The 19,114-nt window shown below is 41.2% G+C and carries 19 protein-coding genes and 1 other RNA gene; 15 read left to right on the top strand and 5 right to left on the bottom strand.

Annotated elements, in window-relative coordinates; all coding sequences use genetic code 11:
* Nucleotides 1–96: 96 nt before the first annotated feature.
* The 13 genes from rpoB (at nt 97) to PQO01_RS12745 (ending at nt 15,694) form a co-directional block, all read left to right on the top strand.
* On the top strand, nt 97–3,888 hold the full coding sequence (gene rpoB, locus PQO01_RS12685) for a DNA-directed RNA polymerase subunit beta (protein WP_274314406.1): 3,792 nt from the start codon (nt 97–99) through the stop codon (nt 3,886–3,888).
* A gap of 8 nt (nt 3,889–3,896) precedes the next feature.
* Nucleotides 3,897–8,168 (top strand): DNA-directed RNA polymerase subunit beta', encoded by a 4,272-nt coding sequence (gene rpoC, locus PQO01_RS12690; RefSeq protein ID WP_274314408.1) that lies wholly within the window; start codon nt 3,897–3,899, stop codon nt 8,166–8,168.
* Between the two features lie 97 nt (nt 8,169–8,265).
* Nucleotides 8,266–8,643, top strand: a complete 378-nt coding sequence (gene rpsL / locus PQO01_RS12695) for a 30S ribosomal protein S12 (RefSeq protein ID WP_007279811.1) — start codon at nt 8,266–8,268, stop codon at nt 8,641–8,643.
* A gap of 5 nt (nt 8,644–8,648) precedes the next feature.
* A complete protein-coding gene (rpsG, locus tag PQO01_RS12700; RefSeq protein WP_274314410.1) occupies nt 8,649–9,119 on the top strand; it encodes a 30S ribosomal protein S7 in 471 nt (156 codons plus the stop codon).
* A gap of 41 nt (nt 9,120–9,160) precedes the next feature.
* The gene (gene fusA, locus PQO01_RS12705) at nt 9,161–11,218 is read left to right on the top strand and encodes an elongation factor G (protein ID WP_274314411.1); all 2,058 of its coding nucleotides are present in this window, start codon (nt 9,161–9,163) and stop codon (nt 11,216–11,218) included.
* A 38-nt stretch (nt 11,219–11,256) separates the two neighbouring features.
* Entirely contained in the window at nt 11,257–11,565 is a 309-nt protein-coding gene (rpsJ, locus tag PQO01_RS12710) for a 30S ribosomal protein S10 (protein WP_007279815.1), read from the top strand.
* A gap of 12 nt (nt 11,566–11,577) precedes the next feature.
* Nucleotides 11,578–12,210 carry a 50S ribosomal protein L3 gene (gene rplC, locus PQO01_RS12715; RefSeq protein ID WP_274314412.1) on the top strand — a complete coding sequence of 211 codons (633 nt, stop codon included), beginning with the start codon at nt 11,578–11,580 and terminating at the stop codon, nt 12,208–12,210.
* A 15-nt stretch (nt 12,211–12,225) separates the two neighbouring features.
* On the top strand, nt 12,226–12,873 hold the full coding sequence (gene rplD / locus PQO01_RS12720; RefSeq protein WP_274314413.1) for a 50S ribosomal protein L4: 648 nt from the start codon (nt 12,226–12,228) through the stop codon (nt 12,871–12,873).
* A gap of 1 nt (nt 12,874) precedes the next feature.
* Nucleotides 12,875–13,156 (top strand): 50S ribosomal protein L23, encoded by a 282-nt coding sequence (gene rplW / locus PQO01_RS12725; RefSeq protein WP_274314414.1) that lies wholly within the window; start codon nt 12,875–12,877, stop codon nt 13,154–13,156.
* A 13-nt stretch (nt 13,157–13,169) separates the two neighbouring features.
* The gene (gene rplB / locus PQO01_RS12730; RefSeq protein ID WP_274314415.1) at nt 13,170–13,997 is read left to right on the top strand and encodes a 50S ribosomal protein L2; all 828 of its coding nucleotides are present in this window, start codon (nt 13,170–13,172) and stop codon (nt 13,995–13,997) included.
* A gap of 3 nt (nt 13,998–14,000) precedes the next feature.
* A complete protein-coding gene (gene rpsS / locus PQO01_RS12735) occupies nt 14,001–14,270 on the top strand; it encodes a 30S ribosomal protein S19 (protein ID WP_274314417.1) in 270 nt (89 codons plus the stop codon).
* Nucleotides 14,271–14,499: 229 nt separating this feature from the next.
* Complete coding sequence (locus tag PQO01_RS12740; RefSeq protein ID WP_274314418.1) at nt 14,500–15,228, top strand: DUF3050 domain-containing protein; 729 nt, start codon at nt 14,500–14,502, stop codon at nt 15,226–15,228.
* Nucleotides 15,229–15,331: 103 nt separating this feature from the next.
* The gene (locus tag PQO01_RS12745; protein WP_274314419.1) at nt 15,332–15,694 is read left to right on the top strand and encodes a hypothetical protein; all 363 of its coding nucleotides are present in this window, start codon (nt 15,332–15,334) and stop codon (nt 15,692–15,694) included.
* 49 nt (nt 15,695–15,743) lie between these two features.
* Here PQO01_RS12745 and PQO01_RS12750 read toward each other — a convergent pair whose 3' ends face one another.
* The 5 genes from PQO01_RS12750 to PQO01_RS12770 form a co-directional block, all read right to left on the bottom strand.
* Complete coding sequence (locus PQO01_RS12750; protein ID WP_274314420.1) at nt 15,744–16,148, bottom strand: (deoxy)nucleoside triphosphate pyrophosphohydrolase; 405 nt, start codon at nt 16,146–16,148, stop codon at nt 15,744–15,746.
* Nucleotides 16,149–16,238: 90 nt separating this feature from the next.
* Nucleotides 16,239–16,526, bottom strand: a complete 288-nt coding sequence (locus tag PQO01_RS12755) for a BolA family protein (RefSeq protein WP_274314422.1) — start codon at nt 16,524–16,526, stop codon at nt 16,239–16,241.
* Entirely contained in the window at nt 16,465–17,259 is a 795-nt protein-coding gene (gene rsmI, locus PQO01_RS12760; RefSeq protein WP_274314424.1) for a 16S rRNA (cytidine(1402)-2'-O)-methyltransferase, read from the bottom strand. Before rsmI ends, PQO01_RS12755 begins: the two co-directional genes overlap by 62 nt.
* 31 nt (nt 17,260–17,290) lie before the next feature.
* Nucleotides 17,291–17,656, bottom strand: an RNA gene (rnpB, locus tag PQO01_RS12765) — RNase P RNA component class A.
* Nucleotides 17,657–17,711: 55 nt separating this feature from the next.
* Nucleotides 17,712–17,999, bottom strand: a complete 288-nt coding sequence (locus PQO01_RS12770; RefSeq protein WP_274314425.1) for an Rdx family protein — start codon at nt 17,997–17,999, stop codon at nt 17,712–17,714.
* Nucleotides 18,000–18,378: 379 nt separating this feature from the next.
* Between PQO01_RS12770 and PQO01_RS12775 the strand changes: the two genes are divergently transcribed.
* Nucleotides 18,379–18,585 carry a hypothetical protein gene (locus tag PQO01_RS12775; RefSeq protein ID WP_274314426.1) on the top strand — a complete coding sequence of 69 codons (207 nt, stop codon included), beginning with the start codon at nt 18,379–18,381 and terminating at the stop codon, nt 18,583–18,585.
* 91 nt (nt 18,586–18,676) lie between these two features.
* Nucleotides 18,677–19,015, top strand: coding sequence for a DUF2288 family protein (locus PQO01_RS12780; RefSeq protein ID WP_274314428.1), 339 nt, complete (start codon nt 18,677–18,679; stop codon nt 19,013–19,015).
* The last annotated feature ends 99 nt before the right edge of the window (nt 19,016–19,114 follow it).

Here is a 19,114-nt window from a genome sequence, read left to right on the forward strand (position 1 = left end):
TTACATATAGCATAAAAAACTCACAGTAGGGACCGGTCTAATCCGGTTCCTACTTTTCTTATTTTAATCCTTTAAGCCCGTGCAAGGTTACAACTTATGGCAATTCGTCAAAACTTTGGAAAACTTGAAGAAGTTATCGATACTCCAGATTTGATTTCTGTTCAGCTTGAATCATTCAAAGAATTTTTACAGGAAACGACTAATCCGGAAAGTCGCGAAAAAAGAGGTCTCCAAGAGGCTTTCAGCGAAATTTTCCCAATTAAGAGCTTCGATGAAAACTGTATTTTAAATTTTGTCAAATATGAAATTGGCATCCCAAATGTAAACATGTATGATTGCCTAAAGGATGGCGAAAGCTACCAAGCTGGACTTCACGTTACATTCGAATTAGAAATTAAAGATGAAAACGGTAAATCCGAACTTTTTGAAGAACGCGTATTTATGGGTGATATCCCCGTAATGACGCCCCGCGCAACTTTCATCATTAATGGCGCAGAACGTGTAATCATTAGTCAGCTTCATAGAACGCCTGGCATCTGCTTTGAAGCAGGTAAATCTACAAGTAACAAAACTCTTTATTCTTTCAGAATTATTCCAGATCGCGGTTCTTGGATGGAAGTCCAGTATGATAACCACGACCTAATTTATATTTTCATGGATCGTCGTCGTAGACGTCGTAAATTCCTAATCAGTACTTTCCTACGCGCTGTGTATAGCGAAAGTAACTACGATCTTCTAGATTGTGTGTATGGCGTACAAAACGTAACAGTTGCATCGCTCGCAAAAGACGAAAGCACTCTAGCAGAAAAAATTCTTGTCGATGACATTACAGATGAATCTGGTACTCTAATTGCTAAAACTTTAGAGCCACTTTCGTCTTCAATCTTAGACCTCGTAAAAGATGCTGGCGTTAAAAAGCTAGATATCGTTGATACTGCTGAACTCGGTACAACTTTCATTACGAATCTTGAAAAAGACCCAACAACTAATCGTGAAGATGCACTTAAGTACATCTACAAAAAAATGCGTCCTGGTGATCCTGCAAGTATTGAAAATGCTCAGGGTTTACTCAACCGTTTATTCTTCGACCTCAAATCTTACGATTTAGGTAAAGTTGGTCGTTACAAGATTCAGCAACGTTTACGTAATGCTTTTGATGGTGATCAGTTTAAATCAAAAGATTTACCTTTGCCAACTGATGAGCGTACTTTAACTCCATCAGACATGGTAGCAGCAACTATTACTCTAATGAAAATCAAAAACACTCATGGTAGAGTTGATGATATTGATCATTTGGGTAGTCGTCGTGTGCGTACTGTTGGCGAGTTGGTGCAAAATCAATTCCGTTCAGGTCTTAGCCGCACAGAGCGTCTTATTCGTGAGCGTATGACTCTTTATGATAAGAACAGCACGACAATTATGCCGTCTAAGCTTATCAATCCAAAAGCACTCCAAAGTGTAGTCCGCGATTTCTTTGGTCGTTCACAACTTTCTCAGTTCATGGATCAAACAAACCCACTCGCAGAACTTACTGCTAAGCGTCGTCTTTCAGCCTTAGGCCCAGGTGGTTTAAGTCGTGAGCGTGCTGGTTTTGAAGTTCGAGATGTTCACTCATCACACTATGGTAGAATCTGTCCTATTGAGACTCCAGAGGGTCCAAATATTGGTCTTATTTCTTCACTTGCGTGTTACGCAAAAATCAACCCCTACGGTTTCATCGAGACACCTTACCGTAAAGTTATTGACGGTAAAGTAACTGAAGAGATTGAATACGTTACAGGTGATATTGAAGAAGATTTCGTTGTAGCTCAGGCAAACACAGTTCTTAATGACGACAAGACTCTTGCAGAAGAATATGTTCTTGCTCGTACTGAAGGTGACTCGGTTGAATCTGAAAAAGATACAGTGACTCACATGGACGTTAGTCCTAAACAGTTGATTTCTCCTGCAACAGGTTGTATTCCCTTTATTGAACACGATGATGCGAACCGCGCACTGATGGGTTCGAACATGCAACGTCAAGCTGTACCACTTCTCAAGCCTGATTCACCACTTGTTGGTACAGGTATGGAAGCACTCGTTGCTAAAGGTTCCAGAGCGGTACTTACATCACAAATTGATGGCATTGTAGCAAGTTCTGTTTCTGATAAGATCATTATCACAAAAGACGGTGTTCTTAAAGATGAAGAAGATTTAAAACCTGAGAACATCTACCCACTTTATAAGTTCATGAGATCAAACTCATCTACTTGCATGAACCAGAAGCCACTTGTTAAAGCTGGCGATGTAGTTAAAGCTGGCGATGTAATTGCAGATGGTTTCGGTACTGATAACGGTGAGCTTGCTCTCGGTCAAAATGTACTCGTAGCATTCATGCCTTGGTGTGGTTATAACTTTGAGGATGCGATTATTATCTCTGAACGCCTTGTTCAAGATGACGTCTTCACTTCAATTCACATTGCAGAAGCAAGCATCCAAGCACGTGATACTAAATTAGGTCCAGAAGAAATTACTCGCGACACACCAAATGTTGGTGAAGAAGCACTTCGTAACCTCGGTCCAGAAGGTGTAATCCGTCTTGGTTCTGAAGTTGGCCCTGGTGATATCCTTGTTGGTAAAATCACTCCTAAGTCTGAAACTGAACTTGCTCCAGAAGAACGTCTTCTCCGCGCAATTTTCGGTGACAAAGCTGCTGATGTAAAAGATTCGTCGCTTTATGTTCCTTCTAGTACTTCTGGTATTGTAATGGATATTCGCGTAGATCGCAAAATCGATCCAACTAAAGCTGCAGTAACTAAGAGTGACCTCAAGCGTAAGCGTAAAGAAATCGATGCTGAATACAAAGTTCAGTACAACGAATTCCTCGAAGACCTCGCTGAAAAACTCGGTGCTATCCTCCTAGGTTCTAAGCTTTCAAACGACATAGTATCTAAAGATGGTAAAGAAACTATTATTGTTCCAGCAAATCGTAAAATCACGAAAGTACTTCTTAGAAAACTTTCTGCTCAGCACGATAACTACACAATGATTGATTCTCCAGCTAAATCGCAAATCGATGAAGTTATGGACAACTTCAAACCACGTCTCAACGATATTCGTCTTCGTAATTCCGAAAAAATCGATCAACTCGATGACGAAAATGGTCAAGAGCGCGGCGTAATCAAATCAGTGAAAGTTTATATCGCTTCTAAGCGTAAGATTTCTGTTGGTGATAAAATGGCTGGCCGTCACGGTAACAAAGGTATTATCTCTAATATCGTACCAAAGTCAGACATGCCATTCATGAAAGACGGTACAGTTGTTGATATTATCCTTAACCCACTCGGTGTACCATCACGTATGAACGTTGGTCAGATTCTCGAGACTCACTTGGGTATGGCAGCAAACCGCATGGGTATCAAAATTGCTACTCCTGTATTCGATGGTTGCCCAGAGTCAAAAATCAACGACATGTTAGAAGAAGTTGGCTATGATCGCGACGGTAAGGCTCGTCTTTATGATGGTCGTACTGGTAACTCATTTGATCAGCGTATCACAGTTGGTATGATCTACATGCTTAAACTTGATCACCTTGTCGTTAACAAAATTCACGCACGTGCGGTTGGTCCTTACTCATTGGTTACACAACAGCCTCTTGGTGGTAAAGCTCAACACGGTGGTCAGCGTTTCGGTGAAATGGAAGTATGGGCACTCGAAGCTTATGGTGCCGCTTATACACTTCAGGAAATGCTCACAGTTAAATCCGATGACGTTGAAGGTAGAACTCGTATCTATGAGTCAATTGTTCGCGGTGACAACACTTTAGTAGCCGGCTTGCCGGAATCATTTAATGTATTGATGAAAGAGATGATGAGTCTCTGTCTTGATATTCGTCTTAGAAAGGAATAGGAAATAATATGGAAAACGACATTCGTAGAAAATTATTCGCTGATGCCGGATCACGTGGTGGAACAAACTTCTCCCAAGTGACAATTAACTTGGCCAATCCGGACACCATTACTTCCTGGAGTAAAGGCGAAGTAAAAAACCCTGAGACAATTAACTACAGAACTTTCAAACCTGAAAAGGGTGGTTTGTTCTGTGAGAAAATTTTTGGTCCAACTAAGGACTGGGAATGCTCATGCGGTAAATTTAAACGTATTAAACACAAAGGCATTATCTGTGACCGTTGTGGCGTTGAAGTAACAAAAGCTCGCGTTCGTCGTGAGCGTATGGGTCACATCGATCTCGCTGTGCCTGTAACACACATTTGGTTCTTCAAATGTATGCCTTCACGTCTCGGTATGGTTCTTGATATGACTGCACGTAACCTCGAAAAAATTATTTATTACGAGGATTACATTGTAACTAACCCAGGCGATACTCCACTTCTCCCTAAGCAGATTCTTACTGACGCGGAATACCGTGAAAGTAAAGAGCTCTATGGCGATGATTTTGAAGCTTCTATGGGTGCATCTGCAGTTAAAGAACTTCTTTCACAAATCGTGCCAGAAGATCTTCTTGAGCAACTTAAAGGTGAAATGGCTGCGACTCGTTCAAAAGCTAATCACAAGAAGATTGCTAAGCGTATGCGTCTTATGGAAGGTTTCATTGCTAATAATTCTCGTCCTGAATGGATGATTATTGAGACTCTCCCAGTAATTCCACCAGATTTACGTCCTCTCGTGCCACTCGATGGTGGTCGTTTTGCGACTTCTGATTTAAATGACCTTTACCGTCGTGTTATCAACCGTAACAACCGTTTGAAAAACCTTCTTCACTTGCGTACTCCGGATGTTATCGTCCGTAACGAGAAACGTATGTTGCAGGAAGCGGTTGACTCACTCCTTGATAATGGTCGTCATGGTCGTGCTGTAACAGGTGCTTCTAACCGTCAGCTTAAATCACTCTCTGATATGCTCAAAGGTAAGCAGGGTCGTTTCCGTCAGAACTTACTTGGTAAGCGTGTTGACTACTCTGGTCGTTCTGTAATTGTTGTTGGCCCTGAGCTTAAACTTCACCAGTGCGGTATTCCTAAGCAAATGGCGATGGTTCTTTTCGAGCCTTTCATTATCCGTAAGCTTAAAGATAACGGCGTTGCTCACACAGTTCGTGCTGCTAAGAAGATGATCGAGCGCGGTGCTCCTGAAGTATGGGATGTACTTGAATCGGTGACTAAAGGTCACCCAGTCATGCTTAACCGTGCTCCTACTCTTCACAGACTTTCTATTCAGGCTTTTGACCCTGTGTTGATTGAAGGTAAAGCACTTCGTATTCACCCACTCGTTTGTACTGCATATAATGCCGACTTCGATGGTGACCAAATGGCTGTTCACGTTCCTTTATCAAACGAAGCTCAGCTCGAGTGTAAACTCTTGCTTCTTTCGCCTAACAATATTCTATCACCTGCAAATGGTAAGCCGCTCTGTACTCCAACACAAGATATGACTCTTGGTTGTTACTACGTTTCTTACTTATCTAAAGCTGAAGAAATGCGTGCAACGCATCTCAGAACTTTTGATGAGACGGCAAAAGCTTACTATGCTGCTCCAAAACACACTAAAAAAGAAAAGAGAATCTTTGACGAGTTCCTCGCTGACATGAGAACTGTTAGATATTTCGAAAAATTTAGTGACGTTCTTTGGGCACTTGAAAAAGGTAATATCAAATTACAAGAAATCATCAAGTTCAAAAATCCTGACTACGGTAAAGAAACTACTTGGGGTAACAAGGATCTTAAATTCCTTATCACAACTCCTGGTCGTGCAATTTTCCACCAGATCTGGGCAGACGAACTCGGTTTCCTCAATAAGACTGTGACTAAAAAGACACTTTCTGACATTATTAATGACGCATTCGAAATCATTGGCCGTGCAAAAACTGTTGAAGTTATTGACGAACTCAAAAAAGCTGGTTTCAAATATGCAACTCAATCTGGTTTCTCAGTAGCGACTGACGACATGATTATCCCTGGCGAAAAGCAAGGTATGGTTGATGAAGCTATGGGCGAAGTTGAAGAAGTACGTCAGCAGTATAAGAAAGGTGTTATCACTAATAACGAACGTTATAACAAGATTATTGATATCTGGACACACTGTAACTCGCAAGTTGCAAAGAAACTTTTCCAAACTATCGAACTGAATAATGGTCAAGACGAAATCAACTCTGTTTTCGCAATGATGGATTCTGGCGCTCGTGGTTCTAAAGACCAAATCCGTCAGCTAGCAGGTATGCGTGGTCTTATGGCTAAGCCATCAGGCGAAATTATTGAACGTCCAATTCTTTCAAGTTTCCGTGAAGGTTTAACTGTACTAGAATACTTCATCTCTTCTCACGGTGCTCGTAAAGGTCTTGCCGATACTGCACTTAAAACTGCTGACTCGGGTTATATGACTCGTAAGCTTGTTGACGTATCTCAAGATGTTGTTATTTACGAACACGATTGTGGTACCGCAAAAGGTATTCAGGTTTCAGCAATTCGCGTAGGTGATGAAGTTAAGGTTTCTCTCTTTGATCGTATTGTTGGTCGCGTATCAGTTGACGATATTCACGATCCGCTCGCTGAAGGTGATATGGATGCTTACCTCGTTCGCTCAGGTGAAGTTATTGATAAGCACATCGCTAAAGCCCTTGAAGATCGCGGTATTGAAGACGTTAAAATTCGCTCAGTACTGACTTGTGAATCTGATCGTGGTGTTTGTTCAAACTGCTACGGTATCCTCCTCGCGAGTAACAAAATTGCTCAAAAAGGTGATGCTGTCGGTATCATTGCTGCTCAATCAATTGGTGAGCCTGGTACACAGCTTACTATGCGTACTTTCCACGTTGGTGGTACAGCTTCGACTGCCTATAAACAGCCAATGATTAAGCCTAAGTCTATTGGTACAGTTACATATATTGACGCACGTTTAGTTGGCCAAGAAGATGGTAGCCAAGTTGTAGTGAATAAAAATGGTAAACTCGCAATTGTTAACGCTAATGGCGTTTACGAAGAAGAGCACCAACTCGTCCCTGGTACGCAAGTATTCAAGAAAGAGGGTGAAACTGTTAAAGTTGACGAAATGATCGCTCAGTGGGACCCCTACAACGTACCGATTATCACAGAGACTAAAGGTCGCGTACACTTCATTGACCTAGTTGATGGTGTAACTCTGAAGCGCGAAATTAACGCAGCTTCTGGTGAAGAAGAAAACGTTGTTCTTGAACACCGTGATGACCTTCACCCACAATTATCTATTGTTGACGAAGAAGGCAATATGCTTGCCCACTACTCAATGCCTAACGGTGCACACATTATCGTTGAAGAAGGTTTTGAAGTTGTAGCTGGTGAAGTACTTGCTAAGATTCCTCGTCAATCTGCTAAAACGAAAGATATTACTGGTGGTTTACCACGTGTTGCAGAAATCTTTGAAGCTCGTCTTCCTAAGAATCCTGCGATTATCGCAAGTATCGATGGTTACATCGAATTTGGTCGCGTGAGTAAAGGTAAGCAGCAGCTTACTATTAACGATCCAGAGAATAACCTTTCAGAATCTGTATTGATTCCTACTACTAAACGTATCATCGTTCACAATGGTGAATTTGTACGCAAAGGTTCCACTATCACTGATGGTTCTGTTGTATTACAAGATATGCTTGAGGTATGTGGTGCTCAAGAACTTCAGGAATACCTCGTTAACGAAGTTCAAGATGTATACCGTGCTCAAGGTGTAGAGATCAATGACAAACACGTTGAAATTGTCGTTCGTCAAATGCTTAGAAAAATCCGTATTGCTGATTCTGGAAGTACTGCTTTCCTCGCTGGTGAACAGGTTGACAAAAAAGCTTTCGAAAAAGAGAACGAACGCGTTCTTGCCGAAGGTGGACAGCCTGCTGAAGGTGTACCGGTATTACTCGGTGTTACCAAAGCATCTCTCGAAACCGATAGTTTCATTTCTGCCGCATCCTTCCAGGATACAACTCGTATCTTAACTGATGCAGCAACTCTCGGTAAAGTAGATACTTTAGAGGGCTTTAAAGAAAACGTTATCATGGGTCACCTCATTCCAGCAGGTACTGGTATTGAGCAAGCTCGCGACATCAAAGTTGTTAAAACTGGTCAAGTTGAAATCGTAGCTGATATTGATGAAGATGACCAAGATGAGTTCAGCCTTTTACAGTCAACAAACGAGATGCTCAGCCTCGACTAATTAATTATGGGAGTCGGCTTGCAAAAGCCGACTCCTACGCTAACCTATCGAACTTTTTTTTGAAAAATAAGTTTAAATACGAATTAAGGAATTGTTAATGCCTACTATTAACCAACTTGTAAGAAAAGGGCGTAAACGTAAAGTTACTAAAAGTACTTCACGCGCTCTTGATAACTGCCCTCAGCGTAGGGGAGTTTGCGTTCAGGTTATGACCAGAACGCCTAAGAAGCCTAACTCGGCTTTACGTAAAGTAGCTCGTGTACGTCTCACTAATGGTGAAGAAGTTTCTGCATATATCGGTGGTGAAGGCCACAACCTCCAAGAGCACAGTGTTGTACTTGTTCGCGGTGGTCGTGTTCGTGACCTTCCAGGTGTACGTTATCACGTAGTTCGTGGTGCTCTTGACTGTCTCGGTGTAGACAAACGTGGTCAAGGTCGTTCTAAATATGGCGCTAAGAAGCCTAAGAAAGGATAAGATTAATGAGAAAAAATCGCGCACCTAAGCGTCCAGTAACTCCTGACGCAAAGTACAATAGTGAACTTCTTTCTCGCCTCATCAACATGGTGATGCAAGACGGTAAAAAATCTACTGCTCAAGCAGTTGTATACAAAGCTCTCGCTACTGTAACTTCAAAAGTTAAAGATTCTGATGCAATCGAAGTTTTCTTCGCTGCAATCGAAAACATCAAGCCACAAGTAATGGTAAAAAGCCGCCGTGTTGGTGGTGCTAACTACCAAGTACCTGTAGAAGTTGCTCCTGACCGTCAAGTATCACTAGCTATGCGCTGGATGATCACGTTTGCCCAAAACAAAAAGGGTAAGCCAATGGATCAAGCACTTGCGTCTGAAATCATCGATGCTTTCAACAACACTGGTAGTGCTGTTAAAAAGAAAGATGAAGTTCACCGCATGGCAGCAGCTAACAAAGCTTTTGCTCACTACCGCTGGTAGTCTGTAGCCTATAGATCGAACCTTAGAACAGTGAGTTTTTTATGAGCGGCACTAAGTCAAGTAGTATTAACTCTCTTTCCAAGGTTCGAAATATCGGCATCATGGCTCACATTGATGCTGGTAAGACGACCACCACAGAGAGAGTACTCTTTTACACCGGTAAGAATTATAAAATCGGTGAAGTCCACGATGGTAACACTACCATGGACTGGATGCAGCAGGAACAAGAGCGCGGAATTACAATTACCTCGGCCGCCACTACCTGCTTTTGGAATGATCACAAGATCAATATTATCGACACCCCTGGGCACGTTGACTTCACTGTAGAAGTTGAACGTGCTCTTCGCGTTTTGGACGGTGCTGTTGCAGTATATTGCGCAGTAGGAGCTGTCCAGCCACAGTCTGAGACTGTTTGGCGTCAAGCACGTAAATATAACGTGCCCACAATCGCTTTTGTAAATAAAATGGACCGCATTGGTGCGGACTTCGCAAACGTAGTTAGCGAACTTCGCGAAAAGCTAGAAGCTAATGCCGTACCTATTCAGTTGCCAATCGGTGCTGAAGCGGAATTTTCAGGAATTATAGATTTAATCAAAATGAAAGCCTTCACCTATAATGGTGACAAAGGCGAAGAAGTCGTTGAAGCAGATATTCCTGCGGAACTCGCAGATGATGCTGAGTCAGCACGTGCTGAAATGATTGATTCACTTTCTGAGTTTAGCGATGATATTGCAGAACTCTACTTAGAAGAACAAGAGATTCCAGAAGAGCTCATTATTTCAGTTCTTCGCGAGCATACAATTAAGAATGAAGTTGTCCCAGTGCTTTGTGGTACAGCCTTCAAGAACAAAGGTGTTCAAAATCTCCTAGATACAGTTTTAGCAATCTTGCCAGCTCCTAATGAGCTGCCTGATAAAGAAGCTTTAAACCCAAAGAAAGATGAAACTGTAATTGTTTCAGCTGACCCTAAAGGTCCTTTGGTAGCACTTGTTTTCAAGATCATGACTGATGCTTACGTAGGTCGTATCACTTATGCAAGAATTTATTCAGGTGTTCTTTCAAAAGGTGATAAGGTTGAGAACTTCCGTAATAACAAGAATGAAAAAGTTTCTCGCCTCCTGCAGATGCATGCTAACTCACAAGAAGATATTAAATCTGCGCAAGCAGGTGATATCGTTGCAATCGTGGGCGCACGTTTTTGTACCACTGGTGATACGCTCTCCACAAAAGATTTCCCTTGTGTGCTCGAGGAAATGACTTTCCCAGACACAGTGATTTCAATGGTAATTGAACCTAAGTCAAGTTCTGAAAAAGATAAATTAGAGCTCGCATTGAAAGCACTTTCAGACGAGGATCCTACTTTTAATATTTCCTTCAATGAAGAGACGGCTCAAACGCTTATTTCCGGTATGGGTGAACTTCACTTAGAGATCATTGCAGATCGTCTGATTCGTGAGTTCAAAGTAAATGCAAATACTGGTAACCCTCAGGTTTCATATCGTGAAGCAGTGGTTAACGCCGCTGACTTTACCGAGACCTTTGTTCGTGAAACTCCCAATGGCAACCTTTTTGCTGAAGTTTCACTCAAAGTTGAACCGCTCGAAAGAGGCAAAGGTTTTGTGCTCGACAATAAACTTTCTAAGGGAATTATCCCCGAAGAGTTTGAAAATTCTATAATTGAGGGTATAAACGAATCTTCTCGAACCGGTGTTGAACACGGTTACCCCTTGACGGACACGAAAGTTTCTATCGTCGGAGCAGCTCATCATTCGACTGACTCAAGCGACATTGCTTTCAAAGCCGCGGCTTCAATTGCCCTGCGCAATGCAGCACTCAAGGCGCAACTTGTTAAACTCGAACCGATGATGAAACTGGAAATTGATACACCTGAAGAAAATACAGGCGATGTCATTGGCGATATTTCATCTCGAAGAGGTTCAGTACTCAACATGGAAAGTGTTGGTAACTTCTCGAAAGTTTCCGCTCACGTTCCACTAGCAAAGCTTTTCCGTTACACCACGGACTTGCGTTCGCTCACTAAAGGTCGCGCATCTGCGTCGATTGAGCTTTCGCACTTCACTGAGGTAGCAGAAAATTAAATAATAATAACTTAACTTAATAAGTAAGGTAAAAACATATGGCTAAGCAAACCATTAGAATAAGATTGCAATCTTACGACCACGCCGTGCTTGATACATCTGCTTCAGATATCGTCAAGACTGTAAAACGTGCTGGTGCTCGTGTTGCCGGTCCTATTCCTCTGCCCACAAGAGTTGAGCGTTTCACTGTAAACCGCTCTCCCCACGTGAACAAAAAGGCAATGGATCAATTCGAAATCAGAACTCACAAGCGTCTTCTTGACATTGTGGAGCCTACACCCAAATGCGTTGACGAGCTCAAGAAGCTCAATCTCCCCGCTGGTGTAGACATCGCAGTTAAGATATAATAGGAGTTTGTTATGACTGGTATTATTGGTAAAAAATTGGGTATGACTCAGGTATACGACGACAAAGGTCGCCTCGTTCCTGTTACAGTTATTGAAGCTGGTCCTTGCCCAGTACTCGACGTTAAAACTAACGAAAAAGATTCTTACTCTGCACTTCAAATCGGTTTCGGTTCTAAGCGCGCTAAGAATGTCTCTAAAGCTGTTCTCGGACATCTTGCTAAATCTAACAACCAAGAGAATCCTCCTGCTCTTATCAAAGAAATCCGCCTCGAAGCTGATTCTGATAAAGAAGTTGGTTCAGTTCTCACTGTCGAAGAATTCAGCGAGATTGCATACGTTGATGTTATCGGTACGACTAAAGGTCGTGGTTTCCAGGGCGTTGTAAAACGTTGGAACTTCGGTGGCGGTCGTGCATCTCACGGTGGTGACTGGGAACGTAAGGGTGGTTCTATCGGTATGTGTAACTGGCCTGGCCGTGTTTTCAAAGGCAAAAAAATGCCTGGTCACATGGGTAGTGTTCAGCGTACTTCACAAGGACTCAAAGTTATTCAGGTTCGTCCTGAAGAAAACATCCTTATGGTTAAAGGTGCGGTTCCTGGTTTTAATGGCGGCGTTGTCGTTGTTAAGAAAGCAATCAAGAAGTAATCGGAGTATTGAATCATGACTAAAGTAAATACTGTAGACTCAAAGGGTCAAGCTTCCGGTGAATTAGAAATCAATTCCAAGTGGCTTGAATTCGAAAAAGGTGAACAAGCTGTACACGAATCTGTTGTAGCTTTCCTCGCTAGCCTCCGTTCTGGTAGTGCTAATACTAAAACTCGCTCTGAAAAGCGTGGTGGCGGTAAGAAGCCTTGGCGTCAAAAAGGTACTGGTAACGCTCGTGCAGGCTCTAGCCGCTCTCCCATCTGGACTGGTGGTGGTGTAGCTTTCGGTCCTAAGCCGCGTTCTTATGCTAAGAATGTTAACAAAAAAGTTCGTCGTTTAGCTGTACGTCGTGCACTCGCTGAGCGCATCCAAGCCGAAGAACTTATCGTTGTTGACTCATTCGCATTCGACAAACCTTCAACTAAAACTGCTGTTGCTTTCCTCGAAAGCGTTAATGCTGCTGATCGTCCGGTAATCATCCTTAGCGATGACCTTGCTGTGAACATCGAGAACCTTGAAAATACTGCAAAGTCTTTCAATAATGTTTCTCTTGTTATGACGGCTTCAGAAGTTAATGCTTACGATATCCTTTCTGGTAAGAAAGTAATCATCACCAAAGCTGCTCTCGAGCAACTTGGTCAGCGTATTTCTGCGGAGGCTTAAGATGAGCAATTATAAAGTAATTAAAACTGTTGTTCTCACTGAGAAATCTTCCGCTGCAATGGAAGATCAAAACAAGTACACTTTCAAAGTGGCCAAAACTGCTAATAAGATCGAGATTGCAACTGCAATTCAGCAGATCTTTAATGTGAAAGTACAATCTGTCAACACTATGAACTACACTGGTAAGAAGAAGCGTCAGCGCACTGCCATGGCTGGTAAAAAAGCCAACTGGAAGAAAGCTATCGTGACTCTCAAATCTGGTGAGATTATTAACCTCTACTAGGAGACAGTGACACATGGCTATTAAAACATATAAACCAACAACTCCTTCTCTCCGTAATATGGTGACTGTAATTGACGAGACTATTACTCGTTCAAATTCAGAGAAATCACTTACTAAAGGTAAGAAGAGTACTGGTGGTCGTAATAACGCTGGTCGTATTACTACTCGTTTCCGCGGTGGTGGTGTTAAGCGTAAGTTCCGTACTATCGACTTCAAACGTAACAAAGTAGATATTCCTGCTAAAGTTGCAGAGATCGAATACGATCCTAACCGTACTGCGAATATCGCACTTCTTCACTATGCAGATGGTGAGAAGCGCTACATCCTCGCACCTGTAGGTCTTGAAAAAGGCGACACAGTTATGAGTGGTGAAAAAGCTGAGTTTAAGCCTGGTAACGCGCTTAAAATAAAAGATATCCCAGTGGGTGTTATCATTCACAACCTCGAGCTTGAGCCTGGTAAAGGTGCAGTTATGGTTCGTTCAGCTGGCCAACAGGCTATCTTGCGTTCTAAAGAAACTGACTTTGCACAGATCAAACTTCCTTCTGGTGAAGTTCGTCTCGTAAATCTTAACTGCATGGCTACTATCGGCGTTGTCGGTAACGTAGATCACCGTAAAGCTAAGATTGGTAAAGCTGGTAAGAAGCGTTTCCAAGGTAAGCGTCCTCACGTTCGCGGTGTTGCTATGAACCCGGTCGATCACCCAATGGGTGGTGGTGAAGGTCGTACTTCTGGTGGTTCTCACCCAGTATCACCTTGGGGTCAACTTTCGAAAGGTTACAAAACTCGTAATCCTCGTAAGAACTCTTCTAAATTCATTATCGAAAAAAGGAAGAAATAAGCTATGCCACGTTCAATTAAAAAAGGTCCATTTGTTGATGCACACCTAACTGCAAAAGTTGAAAAAGCTATTGCATCAGGTGATCACAAAGTGATCAAAACTTGGTCGCGCCGTTCTATGATTCTTCCTACTTTCGTAGGTTTGAATTTCGAAGTGCACAATGGTAAAGAGTTTATTCCCGTATATGTAACTGACAATATGGTTGGTCACAAACTCGGTGAATTCGCACTTACTCGTGCTTTCAGAACTCACGGTGTTATGTCCGGTAAATAATCTGATCCTTTTCAGTTATTTATAAAAAAGAGAGTCTTCGGACTCTCTTTTTTTTTTGCTCGCAAAGGGTTATTTGTGGGCTGTTATTGTTGTTTTCAGATGGATTATATTTCGTACATATATAGCAGGGCGCAATTTTTCGATTAATTGCTCTTTTTATAACTTGCTAAATCCTTAGTAATGAATACACTTAGGCAAAAAATAAAAGATGAGTCCGATGATTTTAGAAATGAATAAAAAGCTATCAGAGCATAGTTTATATAAAGAGGTTTGGTCTGCGCAGGGGATTCGAGTATTTATGCAGTATCATGTATTCTGTGTTTGGGATTTCCAGAGTTTAGCAAAAAAAATCCAACAAATCTGTTCTCCGCCTGAGTTCCCATGGATGCCCCATAAATCACCTGAGTTAAGAAGGTTGATTAATGAGGTGATATTAGAAGAAGAAACAGATACAGATCCTACAACAAACTCCTATTGTTCTCATTATGAACTCTATCTAAAGGCTATGGAGCAGTGTGGGGCAGATATCTCATTACATAATAACTACATGCTAAATTTACAGAAGGGTGAAAACCTGTTTTCACTTAATGAATATTTACCAGGGCCTTTACGTGAATTTTTAGATTTCAGTTTTGAACTCATCTTTAAAGGAAAAGATCATGAACTTTGTGCGGTATTCGCAAAAGGACGTGAATCTTTGATTCCGGATATGTTCTCATCTTTGGTTTCTGAGTTGGATGGTGAATGTCCAGATGATTGGAGTCTATTTCATTATTACCTTCAGAGGCATATCGAAGTTGATGGTGGAGATCATGGGCCGGCTTCTGAGAAGCTTTATAAGTATTTTTGTGATACACCTCAAAAAGAAATGGAAGCTCAAGTTGCTGTAGCTAAAGCCTTACAGTTACGAGATAAACTTTGGTCTTATATATTGAAAGAAATCACAAAGAAGAATTAACCTTACAAAGTCACAGAAAAGAATGACTAAGTATTTCACAAATGAATTCGAGCCTTTATATTTTTAAACGACATTGTGTCATTAAACATAAGAGGAATATAAAATGAAAAAAATCATTTCAGTTTTATTAATTGCACTTTTCATGAGTGCGTGTGCGAGTAAAGCGACTTGGGACAATATGTCCGAAGAAACAATTGCAGCCTGGAAAGCTCAAGGTGTTGAAGCAGCCCTAGCTAATGAGTATACAGATAATGCTATTACTCCAGAGAAGTATGGTGAGTGGAAAGCGCTTAAAATTACAGATTCAGAAACTATCATTGCTTGGAATGAAAGTAAATTTAGCGCAGATGCAGCTAAAAACTGGATGTCTGGTGGTTTTACTTTGGACGAAGCAGTTGAGAACCGTGCGAAAGGTTTATCTCCTGTAAAGAAAGAGGAAAAAGCTGAGCCTGCAGCAGCAGAGTAATTTCGCTCAATAGCGTAAATTTATCTAGCTTTATTTAGAGTCGGTGTATTCACCGGCTCTTTTTTTGTCTAATGAGTTTCTCCATAACTGGTAAGTCTGCAGGTAACAGTTTATAAAAAGGAGCTTCTTCTGCGGTGATCCAAACTGCTTGAGTATGGGTGTGGCAATGAATTTCACCACTAAAACTATTTATTATATAGCAATGAAGGTTTAGTTGTTTATTCTTTTCGTATTTAAACAGGATTGATTGAAAGTGTGGTCCTATTTCGCAGCTAATCCCTAACTCCTCTTTGAGCTCACGTTTTAAAGCTTCTTGATGGCTTTCCTTAGCTTCGACTTTTCCTCCTGGGAATTCCCAAGCACCTTTGTGTTTTTCTTCCTTTCTTTGACAGAGTAAAAACTTATTCTTATCTATAATGATTCCGGCACAAACTTGAAGGGGAAGAAGGGGCATATTCAAACGATTTTAAGCATACCGTAAACTAATCCTGCCAAAATTAAAAGCACTAGAACAGTAGTGATTGCGGTTTTTTTCCATTCGTAGTCATCCATGATTTACTTTCTCCCATTGCTGCGTGTTGTAGGTTTTTAAAGCGAGGGCATGTAAACCTGAATTAAGCTCATCTTTTAAGCATTCGTTTATCGAACGATGTTGTTTAATCTTGCTAAGTTCGTTAAAATACTCTGAGCAGATTGTTATACGTAGATGGGTGATCTCACCAATGACTGCGCCGCTATGTCCCGCGTGAGCTTGGCTTTCATCATCAATTTCAAGGAAGAGGGGGGAGAAGGTTTGCTGGATTTTCTGTTTTATTTGTGCTAAATCGATCATAGTTTTTTTTATTTTTCTTTGGTTCGTCTACAACAATATTATCCGCTTCTCTCATATTTACAGCTACGACAAATTCGCCTCGCCACTTTTTTTCTTTCCCTAGCTCGATGAGTTCACTCACAGAGCCACGAATCGTTTCTTCGTAAAGTTTAGTCGCCTCACGTGTTAAGGCTACCGGCGTGTTGGGGCCACAGACATTATTAATGTCAGCCAATAGTTTATCGATTTTAAACGGTGATTCATAGAAAAACGTACATAGCCCATGGCTTAAGTACTTTTCTAGGAGAGATTTTCTCTTTCCTGATTTTGCCGGCAGAAATCCAGCAAATGTAAATGAGTCAAGTGGGAAGGCGCAGGCAACAGCTGCAAAAGTAAGGGCCGAGACACCTGGAATAATATCGGGTTCAATACCTTCTTCAACGGCATCGCGTACGACGAGAAAACCTGGATCTGAAATCACGGGGGTGCCAGCGTCAGATAAAACAACAACTTTTTTGCCTTCTTTCACCTGCCTGATGAGGTAAGAAGTTTTTTCTTTTTCATTATGCATGTGATAAGAGGTTGTTTTACACTTAATATCAAAATGTTTGAGTAGTATGCCTGCACGTCTGGTGTCTTCCGCAGCGATGAGGTCCGCTTTTTGCAAGGTTTTGACTGCTCTGAAACTCATGTCATCTAAGTTGCCGATGGGGGTGGCAAGTAGGAAGAGTTGGCCTTGTGATTCTTGACTCATAATGATGTGTAACTCACAACTAAAGTTAAAAAAGTGCAACCGGCTGTAAGCCAGATCCTGTCTTTTGCGAAAATCGCAAATGGACGGTCATTTGACTATGCGATCAGAACCCGGAACTATAATTCAATAAAGAATCACGATACGAGCCGCATCTTTGTTCCCTATTTGATCTTGCACCGGACGGGGTTTGCCATGCTGCTCCGCTCTCGCTAAAAGCACGGTGAGCTCTTACTTCACCATTTCACCCTTACCTCACGAATGAGGCGGTATCATTTCTGTGGCACTTTCCTTCCTGTGACTTTATGGGTCACAGTATCCTTCTTTGCAAAAGGACATCCTGCTCTGCGGTGTCTGGACTTTCCTCTATGGCGAGCCATAGCGACCGTCAACCGGTTGCGCCGACTAATCTACTTTGTAATTGTTCCTGCGCAATCTGCTTAAGTTAATAAGCTTTATTTATTTTGCTGGTCGGAATGGCCTAGATCTTTTTGTGGACATATAAGATTACGTATTTCTTGTTTCAAGATCTTAAGTTCAGGAAAGCCATTCTGTTGTTTTCGGCAATGAATAAGTCTGTTATTTACGAAAACTTGAAAAGTCCCGGCTTTTTCGGAGGGACAGAGGGAGACTTCGCTGATTTCTTTTTCAAAAGTAATCAATAATTCCTGGCTGATCCATGAAGCTCTAGTGAGCCATCTACATCCAGGGCAATAGATTATGCTTATTTTATGTCTTGTCATTATTGTTGTGCCTTCTTTACGAATTATGATTTGAATGATCTCTGTTTTTTAAAAATTTAATTGAATCTATAATAAAATATCTATTTTTTATAAAATTAGATGGTGTTTTTTTTGAAATAAGCCAAAAAAAATGAATTTCACCAGATTTATAAAAACTCATTTTACGAAATACGTAAAAAGGGGTGGTGCCACTTCTTGTATATCGTAGTTTTTTTATGACATTAGTGCTGATTATATGAAAAAATATAAAAGTACTATGAAAAGTACTTCTTAAATATACTAAGATGTTTAAGTTAGCGTTGAAATTGGCAGTGCAATAAAAGAAAAAGTTTACTGTCGATTAATTGAAACTGTTTGTAATACTTTAAGGAAGTCAATTATGATAGAAGCTGAATTAGCTATTAGAACAGATGAAGCGAATGACAATCATCACTTGTGGAATAACAATGGTACATGGTTTATCCATTACACTGTTTATCCAACGGCTGTGACAAAAAAACGTATTAGACGCTCATTAAAGACGAAGTCACTTAATGAAGCGCGCCGTTTAAGGGATGATATATTTCTTTCATTTGAAGTGAAATAAACTTCGTTTTTTTTTGTAAAGACGTATGAGGAAGTGAAACGCTGTGTAAAGTGTTTCACTTTTTTTTATTTTATACAGGAGACGAATCATTATGAATGAAAAATTATTAAAAGAAGCCGATTGGTGTGAATGGGCAGATCTTCATGACTCTTTCATCCGGGATATGCTTTTTGCGGTTGAGGAAGGTGGCGATATTTTTTCGCTGGCCGAAGCTATTGCTAGTAATGACACTGAAATAATTGGCAAAGCCATTGAGACTGGCCGGGTTTTTCGTCCTGACGGCTACCAAGTTGAGCAATGGAGGAAAGATAAGCTTCGTTTCCTGACTTTGATTGTCTCACCGTTTGTCATTATTCAAGAGATGGATATGGCGTCTTATGCAAAGATTCTTAAGCAGCAAGCGGAAGTGTTGAAAAAGGATCAGCTCTAGATCCATAAAAACAACTTGATCGAAGTATAAACGAATGAGCTCTCAAGGAAACGCTATAAAATCGGATTTTGTGTTTATGAAGTCGGCTTTTGGGAGTTG

It is taken from the genome of Lentisphaera marina, from assembly GCF_028745505.1.
In the GTDB taxonomy this organism is placed as follows: Bacteria; Verrucomicrobiota; Lentisphaeria; order Lentisphaerales; family Lentisphaeraceae; genus Lentisphaera; species Lentisphaera marina.